This is a genomic window from Nonomuraea sp. CA-141351 (genome assembly GCF_050944675.1).
Taxonomy (GTDB): domain Bacteria; phylum Actinomycetota; class Actinomycetes; order Streptosporangiales; family Streptosporangiaceae; genus Nonomuraea.
In genome coordinates this window covers 11,247,209-11,268,334 of record NZ_CP191982.1, presented here as the reverse complement: position 1 = coordinate 11,268,334, position 21,126 = coordinate 11,247,209, and the positions used below count along the sequence as shown (strand labels likewise).

Below are 21,126 nucleotides of genomic sequence, written 5' to 3'. Positions count from 1 at the left end.
TCAGCCGGCGGCTGTGGTCATGTCGCCCGAGACGATCAGGTCGCCGAGCTTGCCGTTGGCGTCGAGCGCCTTGAACGTCATCGACAGGGCGTTAGGGTCCACGCGGGTAAGGGTGAAGCCCTCACGCTCGCTCACCTGAGCACGCGGGATGTAGAGAGCCGCGACGCGGGTAGCGTCGCCCCACATGATGATGAGTGCCTTAGTGATCAGCTCTGGAGTGGACGGCAGCGTCAGCGTGGACGTCACCGGAGTGCCGGTGCCCTTAACCCATGTGCCGCCGAAGAACAGCGCTGTGCTGTCGGGGTCGAACTGCATCAGGCGGAAAGCCACCGTCAGGCCAGCACCGGTAATAACCGTGGTCGCCGGGGCAGCCGACTGCCACACGGGGATGTCGTTCGTGCTGAGCGACGGAACGATTTCGGCGCCCTCCTCCGACACGTAGCCGAGATCGGTAAAACCCGTCACCGCGGTCGTCTCGTCAAACGCGGTCTGCGGAGTAGGCAGAGCAGGCATAGGGGTGTTCGCCGAAGCCATGAGGATGCGCCCGTGAGGCGCGAAGCGAATGTCGTTAGCGTTGGTCTTAGCCAATAGGGCTTAGCTCCGATACAGGTAAATGGCGTGCGAGAAAACAAACCGCTGTTCGCGGCTCACAGGGTCGGAAATGTCGGAAGGGCCTAGCTCCTCCGACACGTCAGCCACGACCACACCGCCGACCGTTCGGCCGGGCATCTCCTCAAGCAGGAACTCGCGGGCCGTTAGCGCGACCTGAAGGGCCGCGCGCTTGTCCGGCCCGTAGGCGTCGAAGTCCAACCGCCACCGGTCGAGCCGGTTGCGGACTTCTCGCGTGCCGCCAATCAGCGTGACAACCAAGCGACGGCTGTTAGTGGCATGACCAACCAGCGAGCCGGAAACCGCGACACCGCTAAGGCGGGGCTTAAGGAAAGTGATCGCGACCTCAACAGGGTCGATCATCACGAAATTCTCTTAGCGTCCAATGCTTTGCCCAGAGGGCGGAAACGGGGCGTGCCGGGATGCTCGTACGGCGGGACCTGCTTGCCGAACAGGGTGGTGTGCGTGCGCGACACAGTGCCGAACTCCACCTTGAGCGCGTCCTTGTCGGCCGACACGTAAGCAACCGGCCCGTCCGGCGTAATCTCCAAGTGCTCCTTGATGGAAGCCGCGTACTCGTGTAGCGGCTCACGCTTGGGCGCGAGCGCATACGCGAGTCGGCCGATCTCCTTAGCGACCGACAGGCACTCCTTAGCGGCCTTCGGCTCGAACCGGAGCCGAGCTATCGCCACACGGTCGAGATCCACCTCAACGTCAGCCATCGACCCGCCTCATCACGAAGGTGATATGGCGGCCGACACCAACAGTCCAATGGCGAGGAGACCCGATCACCTCATAGACCAGACCTCGGAACTGGACGCGGTCAGCCGACGCCACGTCGGCCGAGCCGGGGACGAACACCCGGTATGTGGTAAGAACTGTTTCCCGATCGTGGTCTTCGTCGGCGGTACTGCCGGAGCTGACCCGCTCTGGCTGCACACTCGCGCGATAGCTGCCCGCCACGGAGGCGTTCGCCCAGTCGCGGACGCTGCCGTAGACGTCATCCACGAGAGGGGCGCGAAGCACTGTCAGACGGTCCACGTAGATCGCCACAGAAACCCCTAAGCGGCCTTTGTGGCCACGGAACCGGCCTTGCGGCGGTACTTGTTCAGCGACCGCTTAGCGGCAGCGCTAAGGCCCACAGAGCCGCCCGAATCGGCGTACGTGATCGACACGTCGCCAACGCTTTCCGCCTGCACACCAGGCGTGCCCGACAGCAGCCGGATCACTTCCTGGCACACCACGGACTTAACGTCGGCTGGTACGGCGTCCCCGCCGTGCGTGTACGTCACCTTGACCGTGGACGGCTTCATGTCTAGCCAGCGCAGCCGCCAGCCCCAGCGCCGCCACAGCGCCGACTGCACAAGGGACCAGTCGGTCACCTCGTGGCCGTCGATCTCCACCCGTGTCACCTGGTGGACCGGCTTGCCGGGCAGCTCCAGCGTCAGCTCAGACGGCGACTCCAGGGTGATTACGTCGTTCTCTACCCGGCCGAAGGTGCGGCGCGTGTGCGCTTCCACCAGAGCGGACACGTCGGAGATCAGCGCTTCAACGCGGGCTGTCTCCTCCGGCTCCAGCTCCCGGCCTAGCCTCGCGGTTACGTCCGCGAGAGTTGCCAGCAAACCAACCTCCTTCCTCGTTTAAACGGGTTGGCCGGCAGTCGGACCGGCCCAAGTTGGGACCGGCCCGCGGCTGCGTTTAAACGGGTCAGGCTGTCTGCGCGACGGCTAGATGCTCTGGCCGCATGACCTTCGCGCCGTACACGTGAAGGCCCCTGATCGCGTCCGCGAACCAACGCTCAGGGCGGTACGCCTCCGTCTTCACGATCTGGTCGGCGTAGCTGGTCGCGATCTTGTGACCGGCGATCAGGTGAGTCTTAGCCGGAAGGGTGTTAGCCACCACCACGTCAAAGCCGAGCACGCGACCCACCAGGCCGTTACGAAGCGGCTCGGTGCTGCCGCTCTGGCTCGCGTCGATGAAACGCGGGTCCAGCAGCAGACGGCCGTACAGCTCAGGCGAGACGATCATGTATCGGCCACTCGCCGGAGTGTTGGTCTTGTCCAGCGCGACACGGATGTCAACGAGCTGCCCGTACAGCACGTCCGGCGCAGCGTTCAGGACAAGGTCAACCTTCTTGTACGCCACGGTGGCCGCGAGGATCTTGCCCGCCACGTAGGCGTCGGTCGCCTCCGCAAGCTTGCGAGCCGCGCGGGTCATGCCCTCGGTCATGTACTGGCCACCGATGAGGCTCTGAACCTTAGCGATGTCATCGACCTTGAAGCGGAACGCCTTGGACTGGTCGATCTCGAACGACGTCTCGCCGCCAAGGATGTCCTGCGGATCACCGGTGAAGCCGGTAACCGGGTTGTAGTCCTCAACGGCCGGGTCAAGGACAGTCGGGATGCGGACCTTATCGCCCGCGTCTTGGATCTGACCCTCATAGTCGTGGTTGCAAACCAGACTGGAAGCGACTACGAGTTCGCCTCGCAGGGCATAAAAAATCCCGGCAGACCAAATCTCCGGGATGAAACGCTCTGCGCGCTGAGGCGCAGTAAAGATCGCCAAAGGGCTAATAGCTCCTAACTGATACCTAGCAGATCATTGAGCTGACCCTTACGACGGGCTTCCTCGATCTGCGCATAGTTCATTCGCTTAAGGTCCTCACGAGTGAGCTGCTTCACCTTGGAGCCGGAGCCGTCACCCGAACCGCCGAGCGCGTCCGGGTCGAACTTGGGCGCAGCGTTCGCCTTTGGCAGCGACTTCACGAAAGCCTTGATGGCGTCGCTGTCGGGCTCGCCATCCGAGCCGACGAACTTCGTGAAGTTGATGAACTCGACGTCCGGCAGGGTCACGCCAGCCTTAGCGGATTCGGCGGTAAGCTCCGCGCTAACAAGCCGTGCAGACAGCTTGGTCACGGCCGACCGCTCACCCTCGGCGCGAGCCTCCGCAATGGCCTTCTCGCTGTCGGAAAGGTTTGCCGCCTGTAGCTCCTCAAGCTGCTTAGCAGACGCCTTAGCGTTCGCCTCGTGCTTGCGGCTCATGGTGCGCCACTTAGCAACCTCGTTCTTAAGAGCCTCAATGTCCGGGGCCGATTCGGTCCCCGTCTCGGTCTGCTGCTCCGTCGTGGTCACGTCGCCGTTCTGCTCACTCATGTCTTGCCTCCATGTCGGAAAAGCCCCATGTCGGGGAGGGGTTAGGCCGCAACCAGGTACGGTCCGTATTCGCCGTGATCAAGCACGGCAATCTGTTGGCTCCGGATCGCTTCCGCGTAGGCGTCAGCGACTTGCCGGTTAAGGTCGTCGTCCCAATCGCCGCTGTCGTAGACGGGCTCAACGCCGCATCCGCAGCCGGGATGGATGGGCAACAGGTCGCCCTTGCGGTAGTGGTTCGTGGAAGCCACCACGCACAGCGGACAGTGGTTAGGCCGCTCAGACAGGACCCGCTTGAACCCGATGACTCGCCTGTCGGCGTCGATCACCGCGTCTGCCGCGTTCCGGCTTGCTAGCTGTAGGTCAGCCTCAATCGACTTGCCCAGCCTGTCGGCGGCATCGTCTAGAGCGACCTCGAACGGCTTGCCGTTCTTCAAGTCCGTCCACAGCCACACAAAGGGCCGTGCATAGACGTCTTCGAGGGACACGCCGCCCTCGCGGCCCTCAAGCCCGGAGAGATCCACGTCGGGCGTCGGAACGCCCGTTCGCAGTAGAGACAGCTCCCGCAGCATCGCGACCGTGAGAGCCGCCTCTTGGGCCTGGCCCTCACGCACGAGCGGCACGAGCTGGTCGACGAAACCGGGCATCGAAGCCCGGTCGTAGGCCGTGGGGGAGTGACGCAGGCCCTCCCAGATGAGCCGTGCAGCCTGCACCAGGCCAGCACGCAGAGAGAGCCGAGCGTCTGAGTAATCCCGCCGGAGCTGTGCGAGCGTCGCCATCAGGCGGCCTCCGGCATCTCCTCGCCGGACTCCTCGTCACGGCCGCCGGCCGAACCGTTTAAACGGTCACCCGCGGGCGCCTGCCCGAACACCATCGCCTGAACACGAGCCCGCTCCATCTGCTCAGCCATGAGCTTGTCGAACCGGGCGATCTGGCCAGGGCTATAGCCCGCGTCCTCCTGGAGCTGCCTGTCGGGCACGCCCAAGGACTTGAGCTTGGTAAGAGCGTCGATGTGCTCGGACTCCGACTTGTACTCAGGATCGGCCCAGATGACCTCAGCCCGGTAGGCGTCCTGTCGCGGGTCGCCCAGCACGGCGAAGCACAGCCGCATCACCTCTTCCCAGCTCTCGCCGAAAGAGCGCTGACGCTGCCTGGCCTTGGCCACCAAACCGGCCTCGGCCGACTTGATGGACTCGCCAGAAGGCGGCTGGCCGGAGTTGACCAGGAAGTAATGCAGCGGGATACGGGAGATCGACGCGAGCGCCTGTGTCAGCGCCTCCGCGAGGCGCACATAGTTCGACAGGTCGGCTGCCTGGAACTGGCCGAAGGCCGTTTGCGGGTCCTCGCTGTGGAACATGCGGTCCAGCGCCACCCGGAACGGGGCGATCGGCTGGCCGTTCTCGTCCTCCTCCAACTCCATGCCGGTCACCCACCGCTGCGGGAACGCCGCGTACTCGGAGGCGACCAAGGCGTCAATCATGACCTTGTTGATCGCATCCTGAACGGGGATCACGCGGTCAAGCTCGGAGATCGGCTTGCCCGACAGGCGGGGCCTGTTCAGCAGCGGCACCACAGGAACGACCTTGAAGGCGTTCGGCCCCTCTTCAGGCTGCCGCCACGTCTTATCGCCCTCCTCGCGGATGGCCTTATAGAAGCCGCCGCCGGGCAGCCACAGGCGAGAGTGCAGCGTGCCCCAGTCGTCGCGGTACTCCTGGTAGGCCGCCAGGCGCTTACGCCTGTCGGCCGGGTCCGTCAGCACGAACATCTCGTTGGCGGCCTTGGGCTGAATGACGGGCTTGCCGTCCCCGTCGCCCCACACGAGCACGTGCGACTTGGACGCCACCAGAGCGTCAACGTGGGCGCTGTCGGAGTCGTCGTCCATGTATGACCGCTGCCAGATGTCCCATGCGTCGCGGTCGGCCGCCGGGTCGTCCGTCATCCGGAAGCCCTCGATGCGAAGCCGTTCCGCGACGCTGTCAACGATCAGAGCACAGAAGTTCTCGGCCCACCGGCTTTGGAACAGCCCGCCAAACGCCTCATAGAACTTCTCTTGTGCGAACGCCAATCGGTGCTCACCGTCGTAGTAGGCGTTCCGCTCGCGGTTCTCCGCGATCTGGACATTGAGCTTGCCCTGTAGAAACTCCATCCATTCGGCAGGAGACTTAGGCGGCCTTCCCGCCAGCAATGGAACTCCCTTCAGTAACTCATAGCGCGCCGCCTACGGCGCTTCAGTCGCCCATCCGCGATAGCGTCGGCGCGAGCCTCAACCGCGAGCACTGCCGCCATACAGGCGTCAATGTGTCGCTTGGACTTCTTCGTCTCCTTGCGGATGACGATTCCTGCCCGCACTTCCTTCGTGCGGGCGTTAAGGACATGACGAGTTAGCGTCTTGTCACCGGTATGCCAGAGCTGGCCCGTCTCAACGCCAGTCTTGAACCGTTCGACCGCGTTAGCCATCGGCGTATCGCGATGGGTCCAAAACTCGAACACGGTCTTGTCGCCATGCTCTTGAGCCCATCGACCAACAATGTCTTGCCAATACGCGGGATCGCAGTACGCCCATGCGACCTTGAACGTGTCGAACGCCTTGGACATGGCGGCCGACACCTCAAGCACATCGACTTCCCAGTCTTCGGACGTGTGCGGGTTCTCCCACACCTTGATCGGAAAGACCAGACCATCGGTTAGCCGGCACCCGACAATCGCCGTCGCGTCGTACCTGAGCGAGCCATCAAAGCCGATGGCGATCTGGTCGCCAGGCTGCGGCTCCATATCGACGCGGGCCGCGTTCCAAGCTTCCTTGGCGATGTACGTGTCTTGGGTGGCCGTGGGCTGGTTGAGGAAGTACCGGCGGGCTTCGTGCTCCGGCATCGACTGAAGGTCGATGACCATGCGGTCAAGATCCATCCAGTCAGCCGCCGGGCCGTACACGTACCGCAGCGCCTTCTTAAGCTCCGCCCGGTTCCGGATGGATACCGGCGGCGCTTCACGATGGTCGAACAGCAGATGCGGATTCTCTAGAAGGCCCTCAAGGACCTTCAGGAATTCGCTGTGCGTGTGCTCCGCGATAGATCCTTCGCCTGGGGCATACATCGTGCTGGTTTCGAGCGCCCACGGCTCAGCGAGCTTTCGCTTAAGTAGGTTGCGGCTCACCGTGTTGTGCATCCGGTGAAGCTCGGGCGTGGTGTAAAGGTGAGTCTCGTCAAAGATGGCTAGCGTTTCCTTGCCGCCATCTTTGGAAGCACTGGACGCGGTTGAAGGGACGATCTTCCCGCCATCAGGGAGATTTACTTGCCCGATGTTCACGTCAAGGCCGGGATACTCGTCAATCACCGGGCCTTCGGTGAGCATGTAATAGATGTTGTCGTAAGTGTTTCCCGCCTGCGATTCTTCGGTCGCAAGGCAGCGGATATACGGGTAAGTGATTGGACGGCCTACCGGCTGCCCATTGGCGTCCCAGCCATCGAACCGGACCGGCCCAAGCGCTTCGGCACAGCCGAGCGCGCCCGCCAGCTCGGACTTAGCGCGGCCCTTCGGGCGGCTTAGGAACGCCCGGTTAACCCGGCGGCGTCCCTGGCGGGTTACCTCGTAACAATCGACAATGAAGCGCGCGTACTCGCGGTCAATCTCCATTGGCTGGCCCTGGACGTCGCCAGGGCCATGCACAAGGTACGTCTCAATCCAGTCGATGACCTGATAGCCAAGGGAGTGCTCTGGTGCCGTCCAACGCCCGTCAGGGCCGTACGGCAATCAGTCCTCCAGGTTCTTCCGGCGGGCCGCCAGGTCGCGCACGGGCGCGAGCTTCGGCTTGTCGTCGGCCAGGCCGGGCAGCGTCATACGGAGCCGCTGACGGTCCGCGACCAGCGCACCCATGCGCTCCTCATTCAGGCGGATCTCGCTCAACAGGGCCGCCTTGGGCTCCTGGTGGTACTGCTCCACGAGCGGAGCCAGCATGATCAAGCGCTGCCAGTCGGTAGGCGCGAAAGCCTGAGCCTGAGGGGACGCGGCCCACGTGTCCCACCAGGCCCGCGTCTTAGCCGAGTACGTGGTGTAGCCCGGAAGCTTCGGAGCCTTCACCACGGCGTCGGAGGTGAGTGCGATGGAACCGACAGGGTCGGCATTACGCCGGATGCGCTCCTGCTTCGGTGCTGGGCCTCGACCAGCCACGCTCACACCTCCTTTGCTAGGGAAATCGTTCGATGCGCCAACGTGATCGACAGCGGCGGGTATCTTGAGAGCTAGGGGTGGCAACCACAGGCACGACATGATCAGCCGCACGGCCGGTCAAAGTTCTAGCTGGGGTTTGTCATGCTCGTAATCAATGCCACGTGGCAGCGTGTTGTACTGGCTGCGTTGCTCGTCATGCCGGTCGTTGCCGTCATCGTTCTAATGACTCCGGCCTTCCTCGTGCTGCCCTTCTCGACGCCGGGCAGGGAGTTCATCCTTAAGCTGTTAGACAAGATCACGGCTTGGGCGCGTGTCATCGTGCCAAAGGCCGACGCCAAGTGATCGGCCAAGCCATGGGGGCGTGCTGCCACTACACCACCCCGCCCTCAGGCGGGGCCGGGACTCGAACCCGAACTACCCCCTCGTGCGGCTCCCAGGGATCGAACCTGGAGCTTCCGGTGTGTAAAACCGGCACTCTTCCAATTGAGCTAGAGCCGCATGTGTACCGCCCCCCGGACTCGAACCGGGACTACCACGCTTCTAAGGCGCGTGCCTCTGCCGTTGGGCTAGAGCGGCTTGCAGGCAGGATGCGCCCGCGGGCGCGTTTAAACCCCCCTGCCGGCGGCCACCCGGCAGGGGGGTTCCTGCTTTGCCGGACGCCCAGGAATCGAACCTGGAACCCGTGGCACTTCACGCCACTGCTCTGCCTGTTGAGCTAACGCCCGTCCGAGTTGGACGCCTGGGGCTCGAACCCAGATCGCGCCGATTAAGAGTCGGCCGCTCTCTCCAATTGAGCTAACGTCCAAGGCTTCTGCCTCCGGCGGAGCCTTGTGGCCGGACTGTCCGGCCGCCGGAAAGGCGCTCACGACCGGACTTGAACCGGCGACTCCTGCCGTGACAGGGCAGTGCTCTGACCAACTGAGCTACGCGAGCATGCGCACGACCCCCAGGGCTTGAACCTGGACCAACCGCTTTGGAGACGGTTGCTCTGCCAATTGAGCTAGGGCCATAAGCGGGATGGACGGATTTCAACCGTCACCGCCGCCCCGTTTCGCCCCGGGGACTAGCCGGGGGTACTCGGGGGAAGAGTGCAGACACACCCCATCCCTAGGCTTCCGCCGCCAGCTAGTCAGGCCGGGACGGTCGCTTTGCACCCCACGCCGGAATTGAACCGGCCCCTTCAGGTTGAGAGCCTGATGTCCTCACCACTGGACCAGCGGGGCAAGAGCGCCAACCATGGGTCGGCGCTTGGAATTGCTTACAGAACCTTCGTGATGTTGATGTACGAGCCGGGGAAGAAGTCCACCGACCAGTCAGGGTTCATCGCGTAGTTTCGATACGAGATCGAGAACTGGGCGCTGCCAGACGCCGGTGTCTTGAAGAAGCCGCGCAGGTATACGGCGTTGTCCGCATAATCGCGGGCTGCGATCGGTACGCCACTGAAGTCGCCCGGATAGGTGCGACTCGACACCAGGCCGAGATCGGTGCCCGCGATCGGGCGGTGCTGAACATACATGCCGCCCTCGTTGGCGCCCGGCACGTTCATCTTCAGGCCGATCAATTCAGGATCGTTCTGCGAGTAGAAGTAGATCGCGCCCTCGAACTGGTACCAGAAGTTCAGGTCCAAGCCAGATGTCACAGTCAGTACGTTGTCGGTCCACTCGGTGATAGGACCGGTGATCGACTGAAGGTCCTTGCGGAAAAGCAGCAAAGAGACTTCCCTCTCGTTGTGGTGCCCTGCGCACGGCCCCCAGGAGTCGAACCCAGATCCCCGCGTTCGTAGCGCGGTGCTCTATCCATTGAGCTAGAGCCGCTTGTAACCAAGCTCCTTGCGAAAGACTCGAACTCCCACCTCGCGGTTCAGAGCCGCGTGTCCTACCGTTAGACGAGCAAGGAAAGAGTGCGGAATGGAGGGATCGAACCCCCGTCGCCCGGTCCCAAACCGGCCGTGTTACCACTACACCAATTCCACAATCCCCGGCGCTAAGACGCCGGTTGGAGCCTCCGGCCGGAGTCGAACCGGCAGCCAGCCGCTTACAAGGCGGATGCTCTAAGCCGTTTGAGCTACGGAGGCATAGAGGGCGACCGGTGGGACTCGAACCCACACCATGACAGGCTTCACAAACCGGTGCTCTACCGTTGAGCTACGGTCGCCACTGCACGAGCGGTCAGGCGCTCGCAATGAAGGCGGAGAATGTAGTGCTGCCAGGCGAGCCGCCAAGACTCGCGTTCACATACCGAGCCAGGTGGTTAACCGTAAGGACCTGGCTGTCGCCGGGACGCCATGTGACCATGGCGAACCAGTGCTCTCCGTCGAACGAGCCCTGAAGCTTGACGGCTCGCCCTGTCGGGTCGCCGCTGTACCAGACATGGAGAGTGTGAGTTCCGTAGACGCCCTCAAGGTCCTTGGTCGGGCCAGGCCCGAAGTCGGTAGCGTTGTCGAGTGCGAGGAAGGGGAGAATGCCAGCCTCCAATGCTAGTTCCCTTAGTGGCGGAGGTGGGATTTGAACCCACGATCTCAGGGCCTATGAAACCCGCGAGGACAACCGAACTCCTCTACTCCGCTAAGAAGCGCTTTAGGCGCTAGCGATAGATACAGTGACCGCAGTCCCTTCGGGCTGCGGGTTGCACCACGCACGAACGTAACGCACGTAGTGCGTATCAACAGTTATGAGCCCGATTGAGCTGGTCTGGTGGATGGTGTTCCAAGTCTCGCCATCCAGTGACCCCTGTAGGTATACAAGGAAGTTCGCCGTAGGACCGGACACCGACACTTGAATGGTGTGGCTCTTGTATGCGCCCTCAAGGTCGCGGACTGTTCCGTAACCTCCCCTAGTGGCGTTCAGCGATACGAATGGAAGCAACCCAACCCCTAGCCTGTGCCTTGTGAACGAGCTGGCGTTCCTGGACTCGAACCAGGACCAGCGGAGTAACAGTCCGCCGCTCTGCCACTTGAGCTAAACGCCATCGTGAACGTCAGCCTCACCACGTACAGTTGAGCCATGACCATCAAGGCTTTCGTCGTCGGGCTGTTTAAACACCCCGTGCGCACCCTCCGCGAGCGTGACGCGGAGATGGAAGCCGCCATGGAGTTGGTAGACGCCGAGTTCAACGAAGCCGTGGCTGAGCTGGTGGGTAAGTTCGTGGCCAGGGTCCGCCGGTTGGCCGGCCGGGCTGTTTAAACAGCCCCGCGGTTCAGCCGCCCCAACTTTCGAGCCCCGGTTCCCGCCGGGGCTTTCCTATGCCCACCTGCGGTAACAGCAAGTAGCTGGCGCCCATACGCAGAGTCCCAGACCCGTACAGATTGCGAGGACCAGCCCTCCACAGTTCCTAATTGTTCGCTCTGTGGTGGCTACCCCACCCCGCGAGGAACTGCTGTCCGGTTGGCCGCCATGCTGACCGCTGTACGGCTCTGTGAGCCACACTGACAGGCCCTCTCGTACTCCCTGGACTCTCCCGCTTACGTGAGCAGCTAAGCCGCTTTAGCGAGCCTTAGAGGCTCGCAAGCTCGTTGAACTTCTTCAGCTACCGTCTTGCACATATTGCGTTGATCCACTAGGTTTAAGCATGTCAGCACAAACCGGGTTCTCAAACCGGCGAGTCGCTGGTTTGAAAACTCAATAGTGGAAAGGGACGGTTCAATGGAACCCTCCGAAACGTCGGAGCCACAGGCGACGGTCACTGAGACCATCTACGAGCCTGGCCCCACAGTCACCGCGACTGCGACGGTCACGGCTACTGCGACGGTTACGGCCACGCCGACCGCAACCCCTACGGTTACGGTCACCAGCACGGCCACAGTTACCGCCACCGCTAGCCCGGCTCCGGCACCGACGCCGTCTCCGGCCCCTACGGTAACCGTCACCAAGACGGCCTCCGCTAGCCCGGCACCGACCGTCACTAAGACGGTCACGGAGAAGGCGTCCCCGGCAAGCTCCGCCCCGGCGGTGCCAGTAACGGCACCTACGGCCCCGGCAATCCCGGTCCCAACTCCCAGCATTAGCGCTGGGACGGACGTGAAGATGCCAGAGGTTGCGGCCCCGGCCGCGACCGTCACTAAGACGGTCGGAGTCGGGTCTACCGTCCGGCCGAAACCGGCTCAGGCGAGCTTCCCCGTGCAGATCGTTGGCACGGTCGTTCTGGTGGTCCTGCTGGTCGCTCTCGCGGCTTGGATCGGACGCCGGATCGCTCGGAAGCGCGCTAAGGCGGAAGCGGCCGAATCCGCTAAGCCGGAACTGCCCTTGGCAGAGCCGGTTACGGAGACGGCTAAGCCGGAAGCTCAGGACACGATTCACGCTGACACGGCTACTCGAATCGAGTTCATGAGCTAGCACCACTTCAGCCCCCTAGCTGCCAGCTAGGGGGCTTTCTGCTTTCTGGCGCGAGTTGCTACTACCGTCTTGCACATGCCGTTTAAACGGTGCTACCGTCTTGCACGTCAGCAAAAACCGGTACGACCCGAAAGGGAAGCAGGATGGAACTCAAGCCGACCAAGCCGTCTCACATCGGCTACCAGTTCGCTCGCACTATCCGCCCGGTTCCGGTGGATGTGTTCTCTGTCGGAGTGATGGTGAACGGCGACGACTGGCAGCCGATCTCCGGGGACTGGGAGGACATGTCCGAGGCTATCCTTGCAGGCTTCCTGCACGCGGCAGTCCTTAAGGGCGTTACGCACGTCGTTATCGTCCGCACGGAAGCCGGGGATGTGGTTCCCGAGACCTTCCGAGTAGTCCCGGTGGTTCCCATCGAGGTTGTGTAACCGCCAAACCAAAGCCCCCGCTTCGGCGGGGGCTTTCTGCTTAGAGTCGAAAGCCGCACTACCGTCTTGCACATAGCGTTTAAACCCGCTAACGTTCTTCCTGTCAGCAAAACCGCCCGCTAACGCGGGACTCAGGAAGGAAGTAGCAATGGAGAAGCCTCGCGCTGTAGTTAGCGTAGCGATGGACGGTTACACCGTTGAGGTTGTCTACTCCGACAAGCGTAAGCGGGAGATCACCAACCGCAACACCGTTGAGGAGGCTAACCGCGTCGCTATCGAGCTGGCCATGCAGACCGGTTACGTCTGCGTCACCATCTCTAACGCCTAGCCGTTAGCAAGCCCCCGGCGGCCAGCCGGGGGCTTGCTCCAAAGCGAAGGGAATGCACATGCCTTACGTCTCTTACCGGGTGTCCTGCGCCGACTGCGGCGAAAACCCGATCGCTTGCGGCAGTTGCTGCAACTGCGTCGGTTGCCCCACTAGCGGAGTTCACGCCGTGGACGTGTGGAAGCCCTGCAAAGACGCTGAGGCGGCCCGCAGCCGCCGGAACGGCTACGGGTTCGACGCTCTGGGCGTATACGAACTAGACCCCCTCAGTGACGCTGTGGGCCGCTTGTAGCGGCTCACCACTAGAGCCCCTGGCCTTTCGGCTGGGGGCTCTTTTCTTGAGCAGGCTAACGCCGACTACCGTCTTGCACATAGCGTTTAAGCCGGATAAGGTTCCAGGTGTCAGCAAGAACCATCCCGAAAGGGGAAACGCTATGTGGGACTCTTACATCCCGCCCATCGGTGAGGCGGCAAAGGCTCTGCCGTATGCGGCATCCGCCGGATGCTGGGACTGCAAGTGCGTGATCACGGTTGTGATCCCGCCTAAGGCGGATTCCGCGTCGGGGCGCTGCCCCGGCTGCCGTGCCGAAGTGTACGCCGTTAGGCGGCACTTCTAATAGCTAGCCTCGCAAGGCTCCCAGGTTGAAACTAGGCCCCCTCCCCAGAGGGGGCCTAGTGCTTCATAGGGTTGAGCCGCTAAGGCCGTCTATGGCCGTTCTAGCGCTCTGCCAGCGTCTTGCGCTGGTGGCACTCTGGGCAGATGGCCCGGAGGTTGGCGGGGGAGTGGTCGTCCCCGCGTTGCACGTGGTCAACTTCGGAGGCTATGCCTCCGCACACGTAGCAAATGCGCTTGTCTCTCCGGAGGATAGTCAGCCGGAGGCTAGACCAATTCGACGGCAGTCGAGAGCGCCTGTCAGAGGTGGCCCACGGGCCAGGGTCATCAATGGAGCACTTGCCCCTAGCCTTCACCGGCCGGAGGCATCCGGGCGTGGAACAGACTTGCTTTGCCCTTGGCATGGTTCCTCGCGCGCACGCGCGTATAGCTAGCTTGCTAGCTAGCTTGTGGTTGGTAAGGGGTTGCTCCGCTTGGGCTTCGCAACCCCAGCTAAGCGGGCTTAGCTAGCTGGCTTGTTAGCTAGCTAGCTGCCCCCCTTTATCCCCCCGTTGGGGCACACGCTATGCCGTGTCGCATCCTCGGTTCGCGAACCCCCATGCTGTGTGATGTGCGTCACAGTCCTAGAGTTTGTGCAAGACGGTACTTTTCGCTACCGTCTTGCACATGGCAGAACTTACCGTCACCACGGGGGAGCTGTCCAAGGCGCTCACCAACGCCGAAGGATGGCTACCGGCTCGTTCTCCGGTACCCGTGGCCCTAGTCACGGCCGACAGGAAAGAGCTGGTCATCACCGTGACGGACACCTATTCGGCCGGGCAGGCTACCTGCCCCATAGAGGGCCACCGGGGACAGCCCAGCGAAGCCGTGGAGATCAGCCGGGCGGATCTGCTGGCCTTGGCCAAGAGGGCACGCGCGGACGGCACCAAGAAAGGGCTCAGCCGCATCACGATCGAGACCGGCCGCAGCGCCGGAGTGATCCTGCACGGCATGACCGACGACCCGCACGCCGAGACCGTAACCGTGCTGGACGCGAGCCGGGGCCGCTTCCGTCCCGAGTGGCCGCTACTGGTCGAGCTGTTCGACCTGGCCGAAGAAGAAGCCGTGGACTGGCCCGGCGGCGTGCTGGTGAACACGGGCTATCTCGCCCTGTGGAACAAGGTCAGGCCCGACGCGACAGGCCGGGGCGTTCACCTCCGAAGCATCCCCGACACGCGGGTGATCCTCGGCAAGGTCGGCCCGTACTTCCGTGGCCTGGTGATGGCGATGGACGAAGTCAGGAATGAAGAGGCACTAGGGCAAGGCGGTTTGTGGTGACTGAGTGGACGTTCACGAAGCACGCCCTTGGCAGGGCTCTGGATCGGCTTGTGAAGCCCGAAGAGATCAGGGCTTGCCTGGAGAATCCGACCCTCGTCTACGACCAGGGGGGGCCGTACAAGGGCCGCAGCATCCGGCAGGCCGGGCGCGTAGCCCTGGTGGTGGACCCACAGAGTAAGACCGTCTTGTCCGTCGTGTTTAAACGGCCGGAGGACTGGACGCCGGAAGAGCAGCCGTTCATCACCGGGGCCGCATGACTCCTGAGGAAGGTCTCCCGTCCGTGGGGACGGGAGACCGTGAGCTTGACGAGTGGGTGGCAAAGCAACTGGCCAGGTCTCCCCAGTGGAGCGAAGCGAAGTGGAACAGACTGGGGATGCTTGCGGGAGTCCGGTTCGAGTGAGCCGGGCTCCCGGCCCGTTTTTGGGCTAGTTGTAGTTCTCGTTCCAGATGACTTGTACCGCGTCCCCCTTGCCGTTCTTCTTCCCTCGGCCCACCGGGTGAATGATGATCGCGGTGAACATCTCCGCTATGGTTGCCCGCTTCTGCCGCAGGTCCATACCGTGCTCCCACAGATGATCTATGTCGCCGGACAGCTCCCGCTGCTGCGCCTGGCCCTTCTCCCAGGTTGCCCGTTCGGCCCTGAGCGCCTTCAAGTGGTCTTCAATCTCTGACGACAGCTTGAAGTACCGCTCATCAGCAACCCCGCCTTGCATCCACTGGCTATTGAGCGCGCCCAGCTTGCTGTCTAGGTCCGTGATGACACCTTCCTTCGGGAAGGGGCCAGCGGGGGCCGCCTTGGCGGCCCGCTCCTTCAGCTTTGCTTTCACGAGCGCTGTAATGCGCTTGTCCACCTCCGGCCCTGAGCGGCCGACGCCCGAGCAGCCGCCCTCCGTTTTGGGCGGGCAGACGTACGTGTAACCAGCCTTACCCCGGTTGGTGGGCGTGCCGCGAAGCTTGGCCATGCAGGGCCGCCCCGTCTCCGGCCGGATCTTGCCGCACCGCAGATGGCCCGACAGTAGGTACTTGGTTGCTTTGTCCTCTGGCCCGTCCGGTTTAAACGGCTCCGCCGGCTCTTGCTCGACTGCGAGCGTGGGCAGGACGTCATGACTGGTGCGGCGTACGCGAGGTTTGTACCGTTTCCACACCTGTTCAAGTTCTTCGACGCTACAGATCGTTTTCCAGTCGCCGACCTTGGGCTGTCCGGTCTCTTCGTCCAGGTAGATTTCGCCGTCGATCATGCGCAGTCCCGCGTTGCGCGGAGCTGCCACGATCTGTTTGACGGTCTGGCCGCGCCATGGGCCGCCGTTGCGCGTCGGTAGGCCGGATTCCGCGAAGAGACGGACGATGCTTGCCCAGCTCTTGCCCGCGATACAGGCTTCAATGGCCCTGCGGCGAACAGGGGCTTCGGCTGGGTGCAGGGTCTTGCCGTCAGCCAACCAGCCGAACACCCGGCCGCCGGAGTGGGGTAGGCCGCGCATGGCCCGCCCTTCGTGCCAAAGCCGGGTACGGGCCTTCTTCTTGCGGATTTCGCCCAGACTGACGGCAACGTTCACCAAGCCCTTGATCTCCGCCCCTTCGGCATACAGGTCTTGGTATCCGGCGTAGTCGTAGAACTCTCGGCCGGGGCGTGACCGGAACGCGGCAACGAAGCGTTGCCACTGATCAGGTAGACGGTAGATGCGGTCTTCCTCTGTGCAGATCACCCCATGCACCGGATAACCCTCCGGCGTTGCGCCCCGGAGTAAGTCTTGGATCATGGATTCGTAGTCGGGCCTGTATTCGTTCTTGGCGCTTGATAGGTCGTTGTCGGTATAGCGGCGAACGATCAGGTATTGCGAGCCCATCCGGCGTACTCGCGCCCGCATGCTGCCGTGCTGGGTGCTGACGCCTGTGGTGTTGCCCTTGCCTTGCCTGGTGTCGGAGATCCGGGCGTAGGCGATGAGGCATATAGCTCCGCTGCCTAAGCAGTCGGCGACCGGCGGGAGTCCGGCGGGTATGCCGCGTTCTGCCAGGTCCGCGAGGGTCTCGGCTGGTTGAGGGGACAATGCGAGTTCCTTCCGATCTTCAGGAAGATTACTCGCATCTTTAAATCACCTGGCACCAGTGGCACGCCGAGTAGCCGACGCTGATGAGCAGTGGCACGTCTCGCTGCCTGGCCTCCGCGAACGCCTCCTCGCCCCAGGGGTGCCAGTCCACGGGGTTGTCCGCGTGCTGGAGCAGGTAAGGGCTTGTGGCGTCTTTCAAGCGGTTCATCAGGACCTCCACTGATCAGCCTATTCCGCCCCGGCCCCTACCCCTCGGCCGCCACCTCCCCGCATACCCGGGGGCGCGGCATCGCCCCATGCACGCCCCGATGCCGCATCCCTACCGGGGGGCGGCTGACTGGGGAGGGCGGGACGGCGTAGGTTACGGGGCGTGGATATGGACTTCGTCTGCGCCCACGCAGGACGCCCCGCGAGCGCCCTCACCCGCAGGGACGTGGCACGCGCGCTGCTCGCCGTACCGTCAGGGGTGGCGCTCGTGGCGCTGCCCGACCTGCGGCGCGCGATGATGGCGGCGGGCAACCCGCTCTCCCGCCCGTTCTGGGAGTCGGCCAAGGCCACGCTCAGCTCGATCGAGTCCGGCGTCGCCACGGTCGGCGACGTGCAGCGCTGGGTCGAGTCCACCGGCACGGAGCCGATCCTCATGACACCCAGCTACTTCGTGTGGCCTGAGGAGGACGAGCGCGGCCCCGTGGCGGCGGAGATGTTCGCCCGGCTGGTCGCCCACCTGGAGGAGCGGGTGGAGTCCGGCGAGATCGACCCCGACGCGCTGGCCGCGGGCGACCAGGAGGCCCGCAGGGAGTACGAGGAACTGCAGGAGCGCTGGCTCGGCACGCCGCTGTCCGACGGCAGGGTGCCCGGATTCGCGGTGAGCGACGAGCAGGACGAGGAGCTGTTCGCGGCCTGGGACGAGGAGGAGGCGTTCGCGCTGTCGGAGCTGCGGCGCATCGTCGCGGGCCTGCCCGAGCAGCCCGAGCGCCCCGCCGGCCAGCTGGAGGCGGCCGGCGCGAGCCTACGCGGGCTGCTCGCCCAGCCCGGCTTCCCCGCCAGCGTCCTGCGGGCCTGCGCCGGGTTCGACGACGTCCCGATGCCGGACGACGACGGCGAGCTGTGGCTGGCGGTCGCGGCGGGCATCGCGGGGCCCATCTCGGACCTGTCGGAGAACGGGGACGTGCTGGAGGAGTTCGCCGATCTCGACAGGGATCTCAGCCTGGAGGACGCCGCGCTGGCCAACCTCTGCGCGATCCAGCACGCCGACTGGCTGGCCGGGGTGGCGGCGCTGACCAGGCTCGGCCCCGGCGTGCTCGCCTCGCCCGAGCGGATCGCGCGGCTCATCGCCGAGTCGGAGGACATCGACGTCGACGACCAGAACGTCGACGACCTCGACGCGACCGAGGGGCTGTTCAGGTCGGTGGTGAGCCTGTGGGGCTATCTCGGCATCGTCGACGAGGACGAGGTGCTCACCCCGCTGGGCTGGTGGGGGCTGCCCAAAGCCCTGGAACGCGCCTGGTCACCGGCCGCCGAATGAGGTGTCGACCAGTTCCTGGAACTCGGGGTGGCGTTCGATGTACTTCGCGACGAACGGGCACAGGGGCACGACGCGCAGGCCGGTGTCGGCGCTCGCCTGGAGCGCGTACCCGATCAGCTTGCTCGCCAGCCCCTGCCCCTCGTACGCAGGCAGCACCTCGGTGTGAGTGAAGACGATCTTGGTGGGCAGCAGCCGGTAGTCGGTGAACCCGGCTACTTTGCCGTCCACCAGAACCTCGAACCGGCTCTCCGTCGAGTTGTCGACTACTTCGATCGACATCTACTCGGCCTTCTTGTCGTCCGTGTCGCCCTCGTGCGGCACCCGGATCTTCGACATCTGCTTGTTCATCGATTTGATCAAGAAGTACAGGGCGAACCCGAGGAAAGCCACCACGACGAAGCCGAGCAGGCCCGGACTCACATCACCTGCTGCTAGAACGTTCACAGTTCCAGTCTGCCACCCAGGGAGGGTGCTCCCGTCAGTGGCAGTGGGGGACCGTCAGTGGCAGGCGGGGGAGACGTCCTCGGCGTGGATGCCGGCGAACAGGTCGTCCTCGGGCAGCTCGGTGTCCACCAGCGAGCGCGCCAGGTGGTAGTCCTCGGTCGGCCAGATCTCCTGCTGCAGCTCGCGCGGGCAGACGAACCACCAGCTGTCGGGGTCGATCTGGGTGGCGTGGGCCAGCAGGGCCTGGTCGCGGATCTCGAAGTAGTCGCCGCACGGCACCCGCGTGGTCACCGGCCACTTGGCGGGGCGGTCCTCCCAGCGGGCGATCCAGTCGGCGTACGGGGAGCCCAGGCCGCGCGAGGTCATCGCCTCGTGCAGCGCCTCGAAACGCTCCTTGGTGAATCCCATCTGGTAGTAGAGCTTCAGCGGCTGCCAGGGGTCGCCCGTGCCCGGGTAGCGGTCGGGGTCGCCCGCCGCCTCGAACGCCTCGACCGAGACCTTGTTGGTCATGATGTGGTCGGGGTGCGGGTAGCCGCCGTCGTCGTCGTACGTGATGATCACATGCGGCCTGAACTCGCGCACGGCCGCCACCAGCGGCGCCGAGGCGTCCTCCAGCTTCTGCACGGCGAAGCAGCCCTCGGGCAGCGCCTCGTCCTCGTTCTCCGGCAGGCCGGAGTCGACGAAGCCCATGAAACGCTGCTCCACGCCGAGGATCTCGCGGGCCCGGTCCATCTCGGCCTTGCGGATCGCGGCGATGTTGGCCACGACGTCGGGGCGGTCCATCTTGGGGTTGAGCACGGAGCCCCGTTCCCCACCCGTGAGGGTACAGACCAGCACTTCCACACCTTCGCGCACGTAACGCGCCATCGTGGCGGCGCCCTTGCTCGACTCGTCATCGGGGTGGGCGTGGACGGCCATCAGCCTCAGCGGTGCACTCACGGGCTCGATGTCTCCTCAGTAGGGACCGGTCACTCGCCCAGAGAGGTTAGTTTCTGCTGGGCGGTCGCGAGGGCACACCCCCCGCGGGCGACAATTGTCTCGGATAACGCTCAGGGAGTGCAGGGAGATTCCGCCATGGCGACCAGAGATGTCGAGAACGGGCCAGTTCTCGGCACACCCGACGACTTCCCGGACCGTCCCAAGCGAGGCGGCCGGCTCGTCGTCCACGTCGTGATCGGCGTGCTGGTGGCCATCGTCGCCGGCGGCTGGGGCTATGTCATGTGGTCGATGACGGCAGGCGGTTCAGAGGCGCCGTCGCAGGTGGTGACGTTCACGGTTGAGAGCGCGAATCGCGCGGAGATCACCTTTGAGGTGTACAAGCCAGACGATAGGGTGGCCGTCTGCCGGATCAGGGCGCTGGACGTCTATCACTCGGAAGTGGGCAGCAAGGAAGTAAGAATCCCGGCTGGTGAGGGTAGTAGGCAGATCAAGGAAAGCCTCGACACGAGCGGTCAGGCCACTTCCGTCCACATCCAGTACTGCAATCTCGTATAGTGAGACATTTGGGGAAGCGTGGGAGCGGTTGGCTTGTTAGCCTTTCGAAATTCAATCACACGTAACCTCAAGTGATCTCAGGGCCCCCTAGGCAAGCAAGGAGAACCCGTGGCCGACTCTCGCGATGAGAACGTCACATGGCTGACGCAGGAGGCGTACGACCGTCTGAAGGCGGAGTACGAGTATCTCTCTGGCCCCGGGCGCGTCGACATCGCCAAGAAGATCGAAGCCGCCCGCGAAGAGGGCGACCTGCGTGAGAACGGCGGCTACCACGCCGCCAAGGATGAGCAGGGCAAGATGGAGGCCCGTATCTTCCACCTCCGGCAGATTCTCGACAACGCCCAGGTGGGAGAGGCCCCGAAGGCCGAAGGCGTGGTCGGCCCCGGCATGACCGTGACCATCCGGTTCGTCGGCGACGACGACGAGGTCACCTTCCTGCTCGCCTCCCGCGAGGAGAGCGGAGCACCGATCGACGTCTACTCGCCCAAGTCCCCGCTGGGTGCGGCGATCAACGGCAAGAAGATCGGGGAGAAGGCGACCTACTCCCTCCCCAACGGGCGCCAGAACACCGTCGAGATCCTCGAGGCAGTCCCGTACATCGGCAACTGACCCCCCCGCAAGACGACCGCCGGGCCCACGTTGGCCCGGCGGAGTTTTCGCATGCCTCAGGGATCCGGCA

General features: G+C 64.0%; 26 protein-coding genes, 14 tRNA genes and 1 pseudogene. 9 read left to right on the top strand and 32 right to left on the bottom strand.

Annotated elements, in window-relative coordinates:
- The 11 genes from ACQPWU_RS52950 to ACQPWU_RS52900 form a co-directional block, all read right to left on the bottom strand.
- Positions 1 to 588: a hypothetical protein gene (locus ACQPWU_RS52950; RefSeq protein ID WP_433434502.1), complete on the bottom strand. Its 588-nt coding sequence runs from the start codon at positions 586 to 588 to the stop codon at positions 1 to 3.
- A gap of 6 nt (positions 589 to 594) precedes the next feature.
- Positions 595 to 972, bottom strand: a complete 378-nt coding sequence (locus tag ACQPWU_RS52945) for a hypothetical protein (RefSeq protein ID WP_433434500.1) — start codon at positions 970 to 972, stop codon at positions 595 to 597.
- On the bottom strand, positions 972 to 1,331 hold the full coding sequence (locus tag ACQPWU_RS52940) for a hypothetical protein (protein WP_433434498.1): 360 nt from the start codon (positions 1,329 to 1,331) through the stop codon (positions 972 to 974). The genes ACQPWU_RS52945 and ACQPWU_RS52940 overlap by 1 nt, the downstream gene beginning before the upstream one ends.
- Positions 1,324 to 1,662, bottom strand: coding sequence for a phage head completion protein (locus tag ACQPWU_RS52935; RefSeq protein WP_433434496.1), 339 nt, complete (start codon positions 1,660 to 1,662; stop codon positions 1,324 to 1,326). The genes ACQPWU_RS52940 and ACQPWU_RS52935 overlap by 8 nt, the downstream gene beginning before the upstream one ends.
- 8 nt (positions 1,663 to 1,670) lie before the next feature.
- Complete coding sequence (locus ACQPWU_RS52930; RefSeq protein ID WP_433434494.1) at positions 1,671 to 2,231, bottom strand: hypothetical protein; 561 nt, start codon at positions 2,229 to 2,231, stop codon at positions 1,671 to 1,673.
- A gap of 85 nt (positions 2,232 to 2,316) precedes the next feature.
- Positions 2,317 to 3,174 (bottom strand): N4-gp56 family major capsid protein, encoded by an 858-nt coding sequence (locus ACQPWU_RS52925; RefSeq protein ID WP_433434492.1) that lies wholly within the window; start codon positions 3,172 to 3,174, stop codon positions 2,317 to 2,319.
- A 14-nt stretch (positions 3,175 to 3,188) separates the two neighbouring features.
- A complete protein-coding gene (locus tag ACQPWU_RS52920) occupies positions 3,189 to 3,761 on the bottom strand; it encodes a hypothetical protein (protein ID WP_433434490.1) in 573 nt (190 codons plus the stop codon).
- Positions 3,762 to 3,802: 41 nt separating this feature from the next.
- Complete coding sequence (locus ACQPWU_RS52915) at positions 3,803 to 4,537, bottom strand: hypothetical protein (protein WP_433434488.1); 735 nt, start codon at positions 4,535 to 4,537, stop codon at positions 3,803 to 3,805.
- Positions 4,537 to 5,904, bottom strand: a complete 1,368-nt coding sequence (locus tag ACQPWU_RS52910) for a phage portal protein (RefSeq protein ID WP_433434486.1) — start codon at positions 5,902 to 5,904, stop codon at positions 4,537 to 4,539. The genes ACQPWU_RS52915 and ACQPWU_RS52910 overlap by 1 nt, the downstream gene beginning before the upstream one ends.
- Positions 5,905 to 5,954: 50 nt before the next feature.
- On the bottom strand, positions 5,955 to 7,391 hold the full coding sequence (locus tag ACQPWU_RS52905; protein ID WP_433434484.1) for a terminase TerL endonuclease subunit: 1,437 nt from the start codon (positions 7,389 to 7,391) through the stop codon (positions 5,955 to 5,957).
- Positions 7,392 to 7,508: 117 nt separating this feature from the next.
- Positions 7,509 to 7,925, bottom strand: a complete 417-nt coding sequence (locus tag ACQPWU_RS52900) for a hypothetical protein (RefSeq protein WP_433434482.1) — start codon at positions 7,923 to 7,925, stop codon at positions 7,509 to 7,511.
- Positions 7,926 to 8,066: 141 nt separating this feature from the next.
- Here ACQPWU_RS52900 and ACQPWU_RS52895 point away from each other — a divergent pair, with 141 nt between their 5' ends.
- Entirely contained in the window at positions 8,067 to 8,267 is a 201-nt protein-coding gene (locus ACQPWU_RS52895) for a hypothetical protein (protein ID WP_433434481.1), read from the top strand.
- 83 nt (positions 8,268 to 8,350) lie between these two features.
- On the opposite strand, the gene ACQPWU_RS52890 is transcribed toward ACQPWU_RS52895, so the two are convergent.
- The 15 genes from ACQPWU_RS52890 to ACQPWU_RS52820 form a co-directional block, all read right to left on the bottom strand.
- Positions 8,351 to 8,423, bottom strand: a tRNA-Val gene (locus tag ACQPWU_RS52890).
- A 5-nt stretch (positions 8,424 to 8,428) separates the two neighbouring features.
- Positions 8,429 to 8,501 (bottom strand) — tRNA-Leu (locus ACQPWU_RS52885).
- Between the two features lie 76 nt (positions 8,502 to 8,577).
- Positions 8,578 to 8,650: transfer RNA gene (locus ACQPWU_RS52880), tRNA-Phe, on the bottom strand.
- 6 nt (positions 8,651 to 8,656) lie between these two features.
- Positions 8,657 to 8,730, bottom strand: a tRNA-Lys gene (locus ACQPWU_RS52875).
- 54 nt (positions 8,731 to 8,784) lie between these two features.
- A tRNA-Asp gene (locus ACQPWU_RS52870) sits at positions 8,785 to 8,858 on the bottom strand.
- Between the two features lie 5 nt (positions 8,859 to 8,863).
- A tRNA-Trp gene (locus tag ACQPWU_RS52865) sits at positions 8,864 to 8,935 on the bottom strand.
- 141 nt (positions 8,936 to 9,076) lie between these two features.
- Positions 9,077 to 9,148: transfer RNA gene (locus ACQPWU_RS52860), tRNA-Glu, on the bottom strand.
- Positions 9,149 to 9,183: 35 nt separating this feature from the next.
- The gene (locus tag ACQPWU_RS52855) at positions 9,184 to 9,636 is read right to left on the bottom strand and encodes a hypothetical protein (protein WP_433434479.1); all 453 of its coding nucleotides are present in this window, start codon (positions 9,634 to 9,636) and stop codon (positions 9,184 to 9,186) included.
- A gap of 31 nt (positions 9,637 to 9,667) precedes the next feature.
- Positions 9,668 to 9,739, bottom strand: a tRNA-Arg gene (locus tag ACQPWU_RS52850).
- An 11-nt stretch (positions 9,740 to 9,750) separates the two neighbouring features.
- Positions 9,751 to 9,821 (bottom strand) — tRNA-Gln (locus ACQPWU_RS52845).
- A gap of 5 nt (positions 9,822 to 9,826) precedes the next feature.
- Positions 9,827 to 9,897: transfer RNA gene (locus tag ACQPWU_RS52840), tRNA-Pro, on the bottom strand.
- 24 nt (positions 9,898 to 9,921) lie between these two features.
- Positions 9,922 to 9,999, bottom strand: a tRNA-Thr gene (locus ACQPWU_RS52835).
- Between the two features lie 6 nt (positions 10,000 to 10,005).
- Positions 10,006 to 10,079 (bottom strand) — tRNA-His (locus tag ACQPWU_RS52830).
- Positions 10,080 to 10,414: 335 nt separating this feature from the next.
- Positions 10,415 to 10,491, bottom strand: a tRNA-Met gene (locus ACQPWU_RS52825).
- Between the two features lie 329 nt (positions 10,492 to 10,820).
- Positions 10,821 to 10,892: transfer RNA gene (locus tag ACQPWU_RS52820), tRNA-Asn, on the bottom strand.
- A gap of 35 nt (positions 10,893 to 10,927) precedes the next feature.
- On the opposite strand from ACQPWU_RS52820, the gene ACQPWU_RS52815 reads away from it, so the two are divergent.
- The 3 genes from ACQPWU_RS52815 (at position 10,928) to ACQPWU_RS52805 (ending at position 13,012) form a co-directional block, all read left to right on the top strand.
- A complete protein-coding gene (locus tag ACQPWU_RS52815; RefSeq protein ID WP_433434477.1) occupies positions 10,928 to 11,107 on the top strand; it encodes a hypothetical protein in 180 nt (59 codons plus the stop codon).
- Between the two features lie 1,292 nt (positions 11,108 to 12,399).
- The gene (locus ACQPWU_RS52810) at positions 12,400 to 12,684 is read left to right on the top strand and encodes a hypothetical protein (RefSeq protein ID WP_433434475.1); all 285 of its coding nucleotides are present in this window, start codon (positions 12,400 to 12,402) and stop codon (positions 12,682 to 12,684) included.
- A 148-nt stretch (positions 12,685 to 12,832) separates the two neighbouring features.
- Positions 12,833 to 13,012 (top strand): hypothetical protein, encoded by a 180-nt coding sequence (locus ACQPWU_RS52805; RefSeq protein ID WP_433434473.1) that lies wholly within the window; start codon positions 12,833 to 12,835, stop codon positions 13,010 to 13,012.
- A 714-nt stretch (positions 13,013 to 13,726) separates the two neighbouring features.
- Here ACQPWU_RS52805 and ACQPWU_RS52800 read toward each other — a convergent pair.
- A complete protein-coding gene (locus ACQPWU_RS52800) occupies positions 13,727 to 14,026 on the bottom strand; it encodes an HNH endonuclease (RefSeq protein ID WP_433434472.1) in 300 nt (99 codons plus the stop codon).
- Between the two features lie 262 nt (positions 14,027 to 14,288).
- Between ACQPWU_RS52800 and ACQPWU_RS52795 the strand changes: the two genes are divergently transcribed.
- Together ACQPWU_RS52795 and ACQPWU_RS52790 are read left to right on the top strand one after the other, a co-directional pair.
- Positions 14,289 to 14,939, top strand: coding sequence for a hypothetical protein (locus ACQPWU_RS52795; RefSeq protein WP_433434470.1), 651 nt, complete (start codon positions 14,289 to 14,291; stop codon positions 14,937 to 14,939).
- Positions 14,936 to 15,196, top strand: a complete 261-nt coding sequence (locus tag ACQPWU_RS52790; protein WP_433434468.1) for a DUF4258 domain-containing protein — start codon at positions 14,936 to 14,938, stop codon at positions 15,194 to 15,196. The genes ACQPWU_RS52795 and ACQPWU_RS52790 overlap by 4 nt, the downstream gene beginning before the upstream one ends.
- A gap of 168 nt (positions 15,197 to 15,364) precedes the next feature.
- Here the strand turns inward: ACQPWU_RS52790 and ACQPWU_RS52785 are convergent, their stop codons facing one another.
- Complete coding sequence (locus tag ACQPWU_RS52785; protein WP_433434467.1) at positions 15,365 to 16,984, bottom strand: recombinase family protein; 1,620 nt, start codon at positions 16,982 to 16,984, stop codon at positions 15,365 to 15,367.
- A gap of 43 nt (positions 16,985 to 17,027) precedes the next feature.
- Positions 17,028 to 17,195, bottom strand: a pseudogene (locus ACQPWU_RS52780) (DUF255 domain-containing protein); the annotation flags it as partial.
- A gap of 165 nt (positions 17,196 to 17,360) precedes the next feature.
- On the opposite strand from ACQPWU_RS52780, the gene ACQPWU_RS52775 reads away from it, so the two are divergent.
- A complete protein-coding gene (locus ACQPWU_RS52775) occupies positions 17,361 to 18,509 on the top strand; it encodes a hypothetical protein (RefSeq protein WP_433445522.1) in 1,149 nt (382 codons plus the stop codon).
- Here the strand turns inward: ACQPWU_RS52775 and ACQPWU_RS52770 are convergent.
- Genes ACQPWU_RS52770 through mca form a run of 3 tightly spaced genes read right to left on the bottom strand, consistent with a single transcriptional unit; the run spans position 18,492 to position 19,892 of the window.
- Positions 18,492 to 18,788: a GNAT family N-acetyltransferase gene (locus tag ACQPWU_RS52770; RefSeq protein ID WP_433434465.1), complete on the bottom strand. Its 297-nt coding sequence runs from the start codon at positions 18,786 to 18,788 to the stop codon at positions 18,492 to 18,494. The genes ACQPWU_RS52775 and ACQPWU_RS52770 overlap by 18 nt on opposite strands.
- Positions 18,789 to 18,953 carry a hypothetical protein gene (locus tag ACQPWU_RS52765; RefSeq protein WP_360683520.1) on the bottom strand — a complete coding sequence of 55 codons (165 nt, stop codon included), beginning with the start codon at positions 18,951 to 18,953 and terminating at the stop codon, positions 18,789 to 18,791. It lies immediately after the preceding gene.
- Positions 18,954 to 19,007: 54 nt separating this feature from the next.
- Complete coding sequence (gene mca, locus ACQPWU_RS52760; protein ID WP_433434463.1) at positions 19,008 to 19,892, bottom strand: mycothiol conjugate amidase Mca; 885 nt, start codon at positions 19,890 to 19,892, stop codon at positions 19,008 to 19,010.
- Between the two features lie 135 nt (positions 19,893 to 20,027).
- On the opposite strand from mca, the gene ACQPWU_RS52755 reads away from it, so the two are divergent.
- Both ACQPWU_RS52755 and greA read left to right on the top strand, forming a co-directional pair.
- The gene (locus ACQPWU_RS52755; RefSeq protein WP_433434461.1) at positions 20,028 to 20,447 is read left to right on the top strand and encodes a DUF4307 domain-containing protein; all 420 of its coding nucleotides are present in this window, start codon (positions 20,028 to 20,030) and stop codon (positions 20,445 to 20,447) included.
- Positions 20,448 to 20,555: 108 nt separating this feature from the next.
- Entirely contained in the window at positions 20,556 to 21,056 is a 501-nt protein-coding gene (gene greA / locus ACQPWU_RS52750; protein WP_043628806.1) for a transcription elongation factor GreA, read from the top strand.
- The last annotated feature ends 70 nt before the right edge of the window (positions 21,057 to 21,126 follow it).

Bases quoted from the DNA above. Each gene is read 5' to 3' on its own strand.
- ACQPWU_RS52945 (WP_433434500.1), bottom strand. From the start codon at position 972: ATGATCGACCCTGTTGAGGTCGCGATCACTTTCCTTAAGCCCCGCCTT.
- ACQPWU_RS52940 (WP_433434498.1), bottom strand. From the start codon at position 1,331: ATGGCTGACGTTGAGGTGGATCTCGACCGTGTGGCGATAGCTCGGCTC.
- ACQPWU_RS52920 (WP_433434490.1), bottom strand. From the start codon at position 3,761: ATGAGTGAGCAGAACGGCGACGTGACCACGACGGAGCAGCAGACCGAG.
- ACQPWU_RS52915 (WP_433434488.1), bottom strand. From the start codon at position 4,537: ATGGCGACGCTCGCACAGCTCCGGCGGGATTACTCAGACGCTCGGCTC.
- ACQPWU_RS52910 (WP_433434486.1), bottom strand. From the start codon at position 5,904: ATGGAGTTTCTACAGGGCAAGCTCAATGTCCAGATCGCGGAGAACCGC.
- ACQPWU_RS52905 (WP_433434484.1), bottom strand. From the start codon at position 7,391: ATGGAGATTGACCGCGAGTACGCGCGCTTCATTGTCGATTGTTACGAG.
- ACQPWU_RS52895 (WP_433434481.1), top strand. From the start codon at position 8,067: ATGCTCGTAATCAATGCCACGTGGCAGCGTGTTGTACTGGCTGCGTTG.
- ACQPWU_RS52815 (WP_433434477.1), top strand. From the start codon at position 10,928: ATGACCATCAAGGCTTTCGTCGTCGGGCTGTTTAAACACCCCGTGCGC.
- ACQPWU_RS52810 (WP_433434475.1), top strand. From the start codon at position 12,400: ATGGAACTCAAGCCGACCAAGCCGTCTCACATCGGCTACCAGTTCGCT.
- ACQPWU_RS52805 (WP_433434473.1), top strand. From the start codon at position 12,833: ATGGAGAAGCCTCGCGCTGTAGTTAGCGTAGCGATGGACGGTTACACC.
- ACQPWU_RS52800 (WP_433434472.1), bottom strand. From the start codon at position 14,026: ATGCCAAGGGCAAAGCAAGTCTGTTCCACGCCCGGATGCCTCCGGCCG.
- ACQPWU_RS52795 (WP_433434470.1), top strand. From the start codon at position 14,289: ATGGCAGAACTTACCGTCACCACGGGGGAGCTGTCCAAGGCGCTCACC.
- ACQPWU_RS52775 (WP_433445522.1), top strand. From the start codon at position 17,361: ATGGACTTCGTCTGCGCCCACGCAGGACGCCCCGCGAGCGCCCTCACC.
- ACQPWU_RS52770 (WP_433434465.1), bottom strand. From the start codon at position 18,788: ATGTCGATCGAAGTAGTCGACAACTCGACGGAGAGCCGGTTCGAGGTT.
- ACQPWU_RS52755 (WP_433434461.1), top strand. From the start codon at position 20,028: ATGGCGACCAGAGATGTCGAGAACGGGCCAGTTCTCGGCACACCCGAC.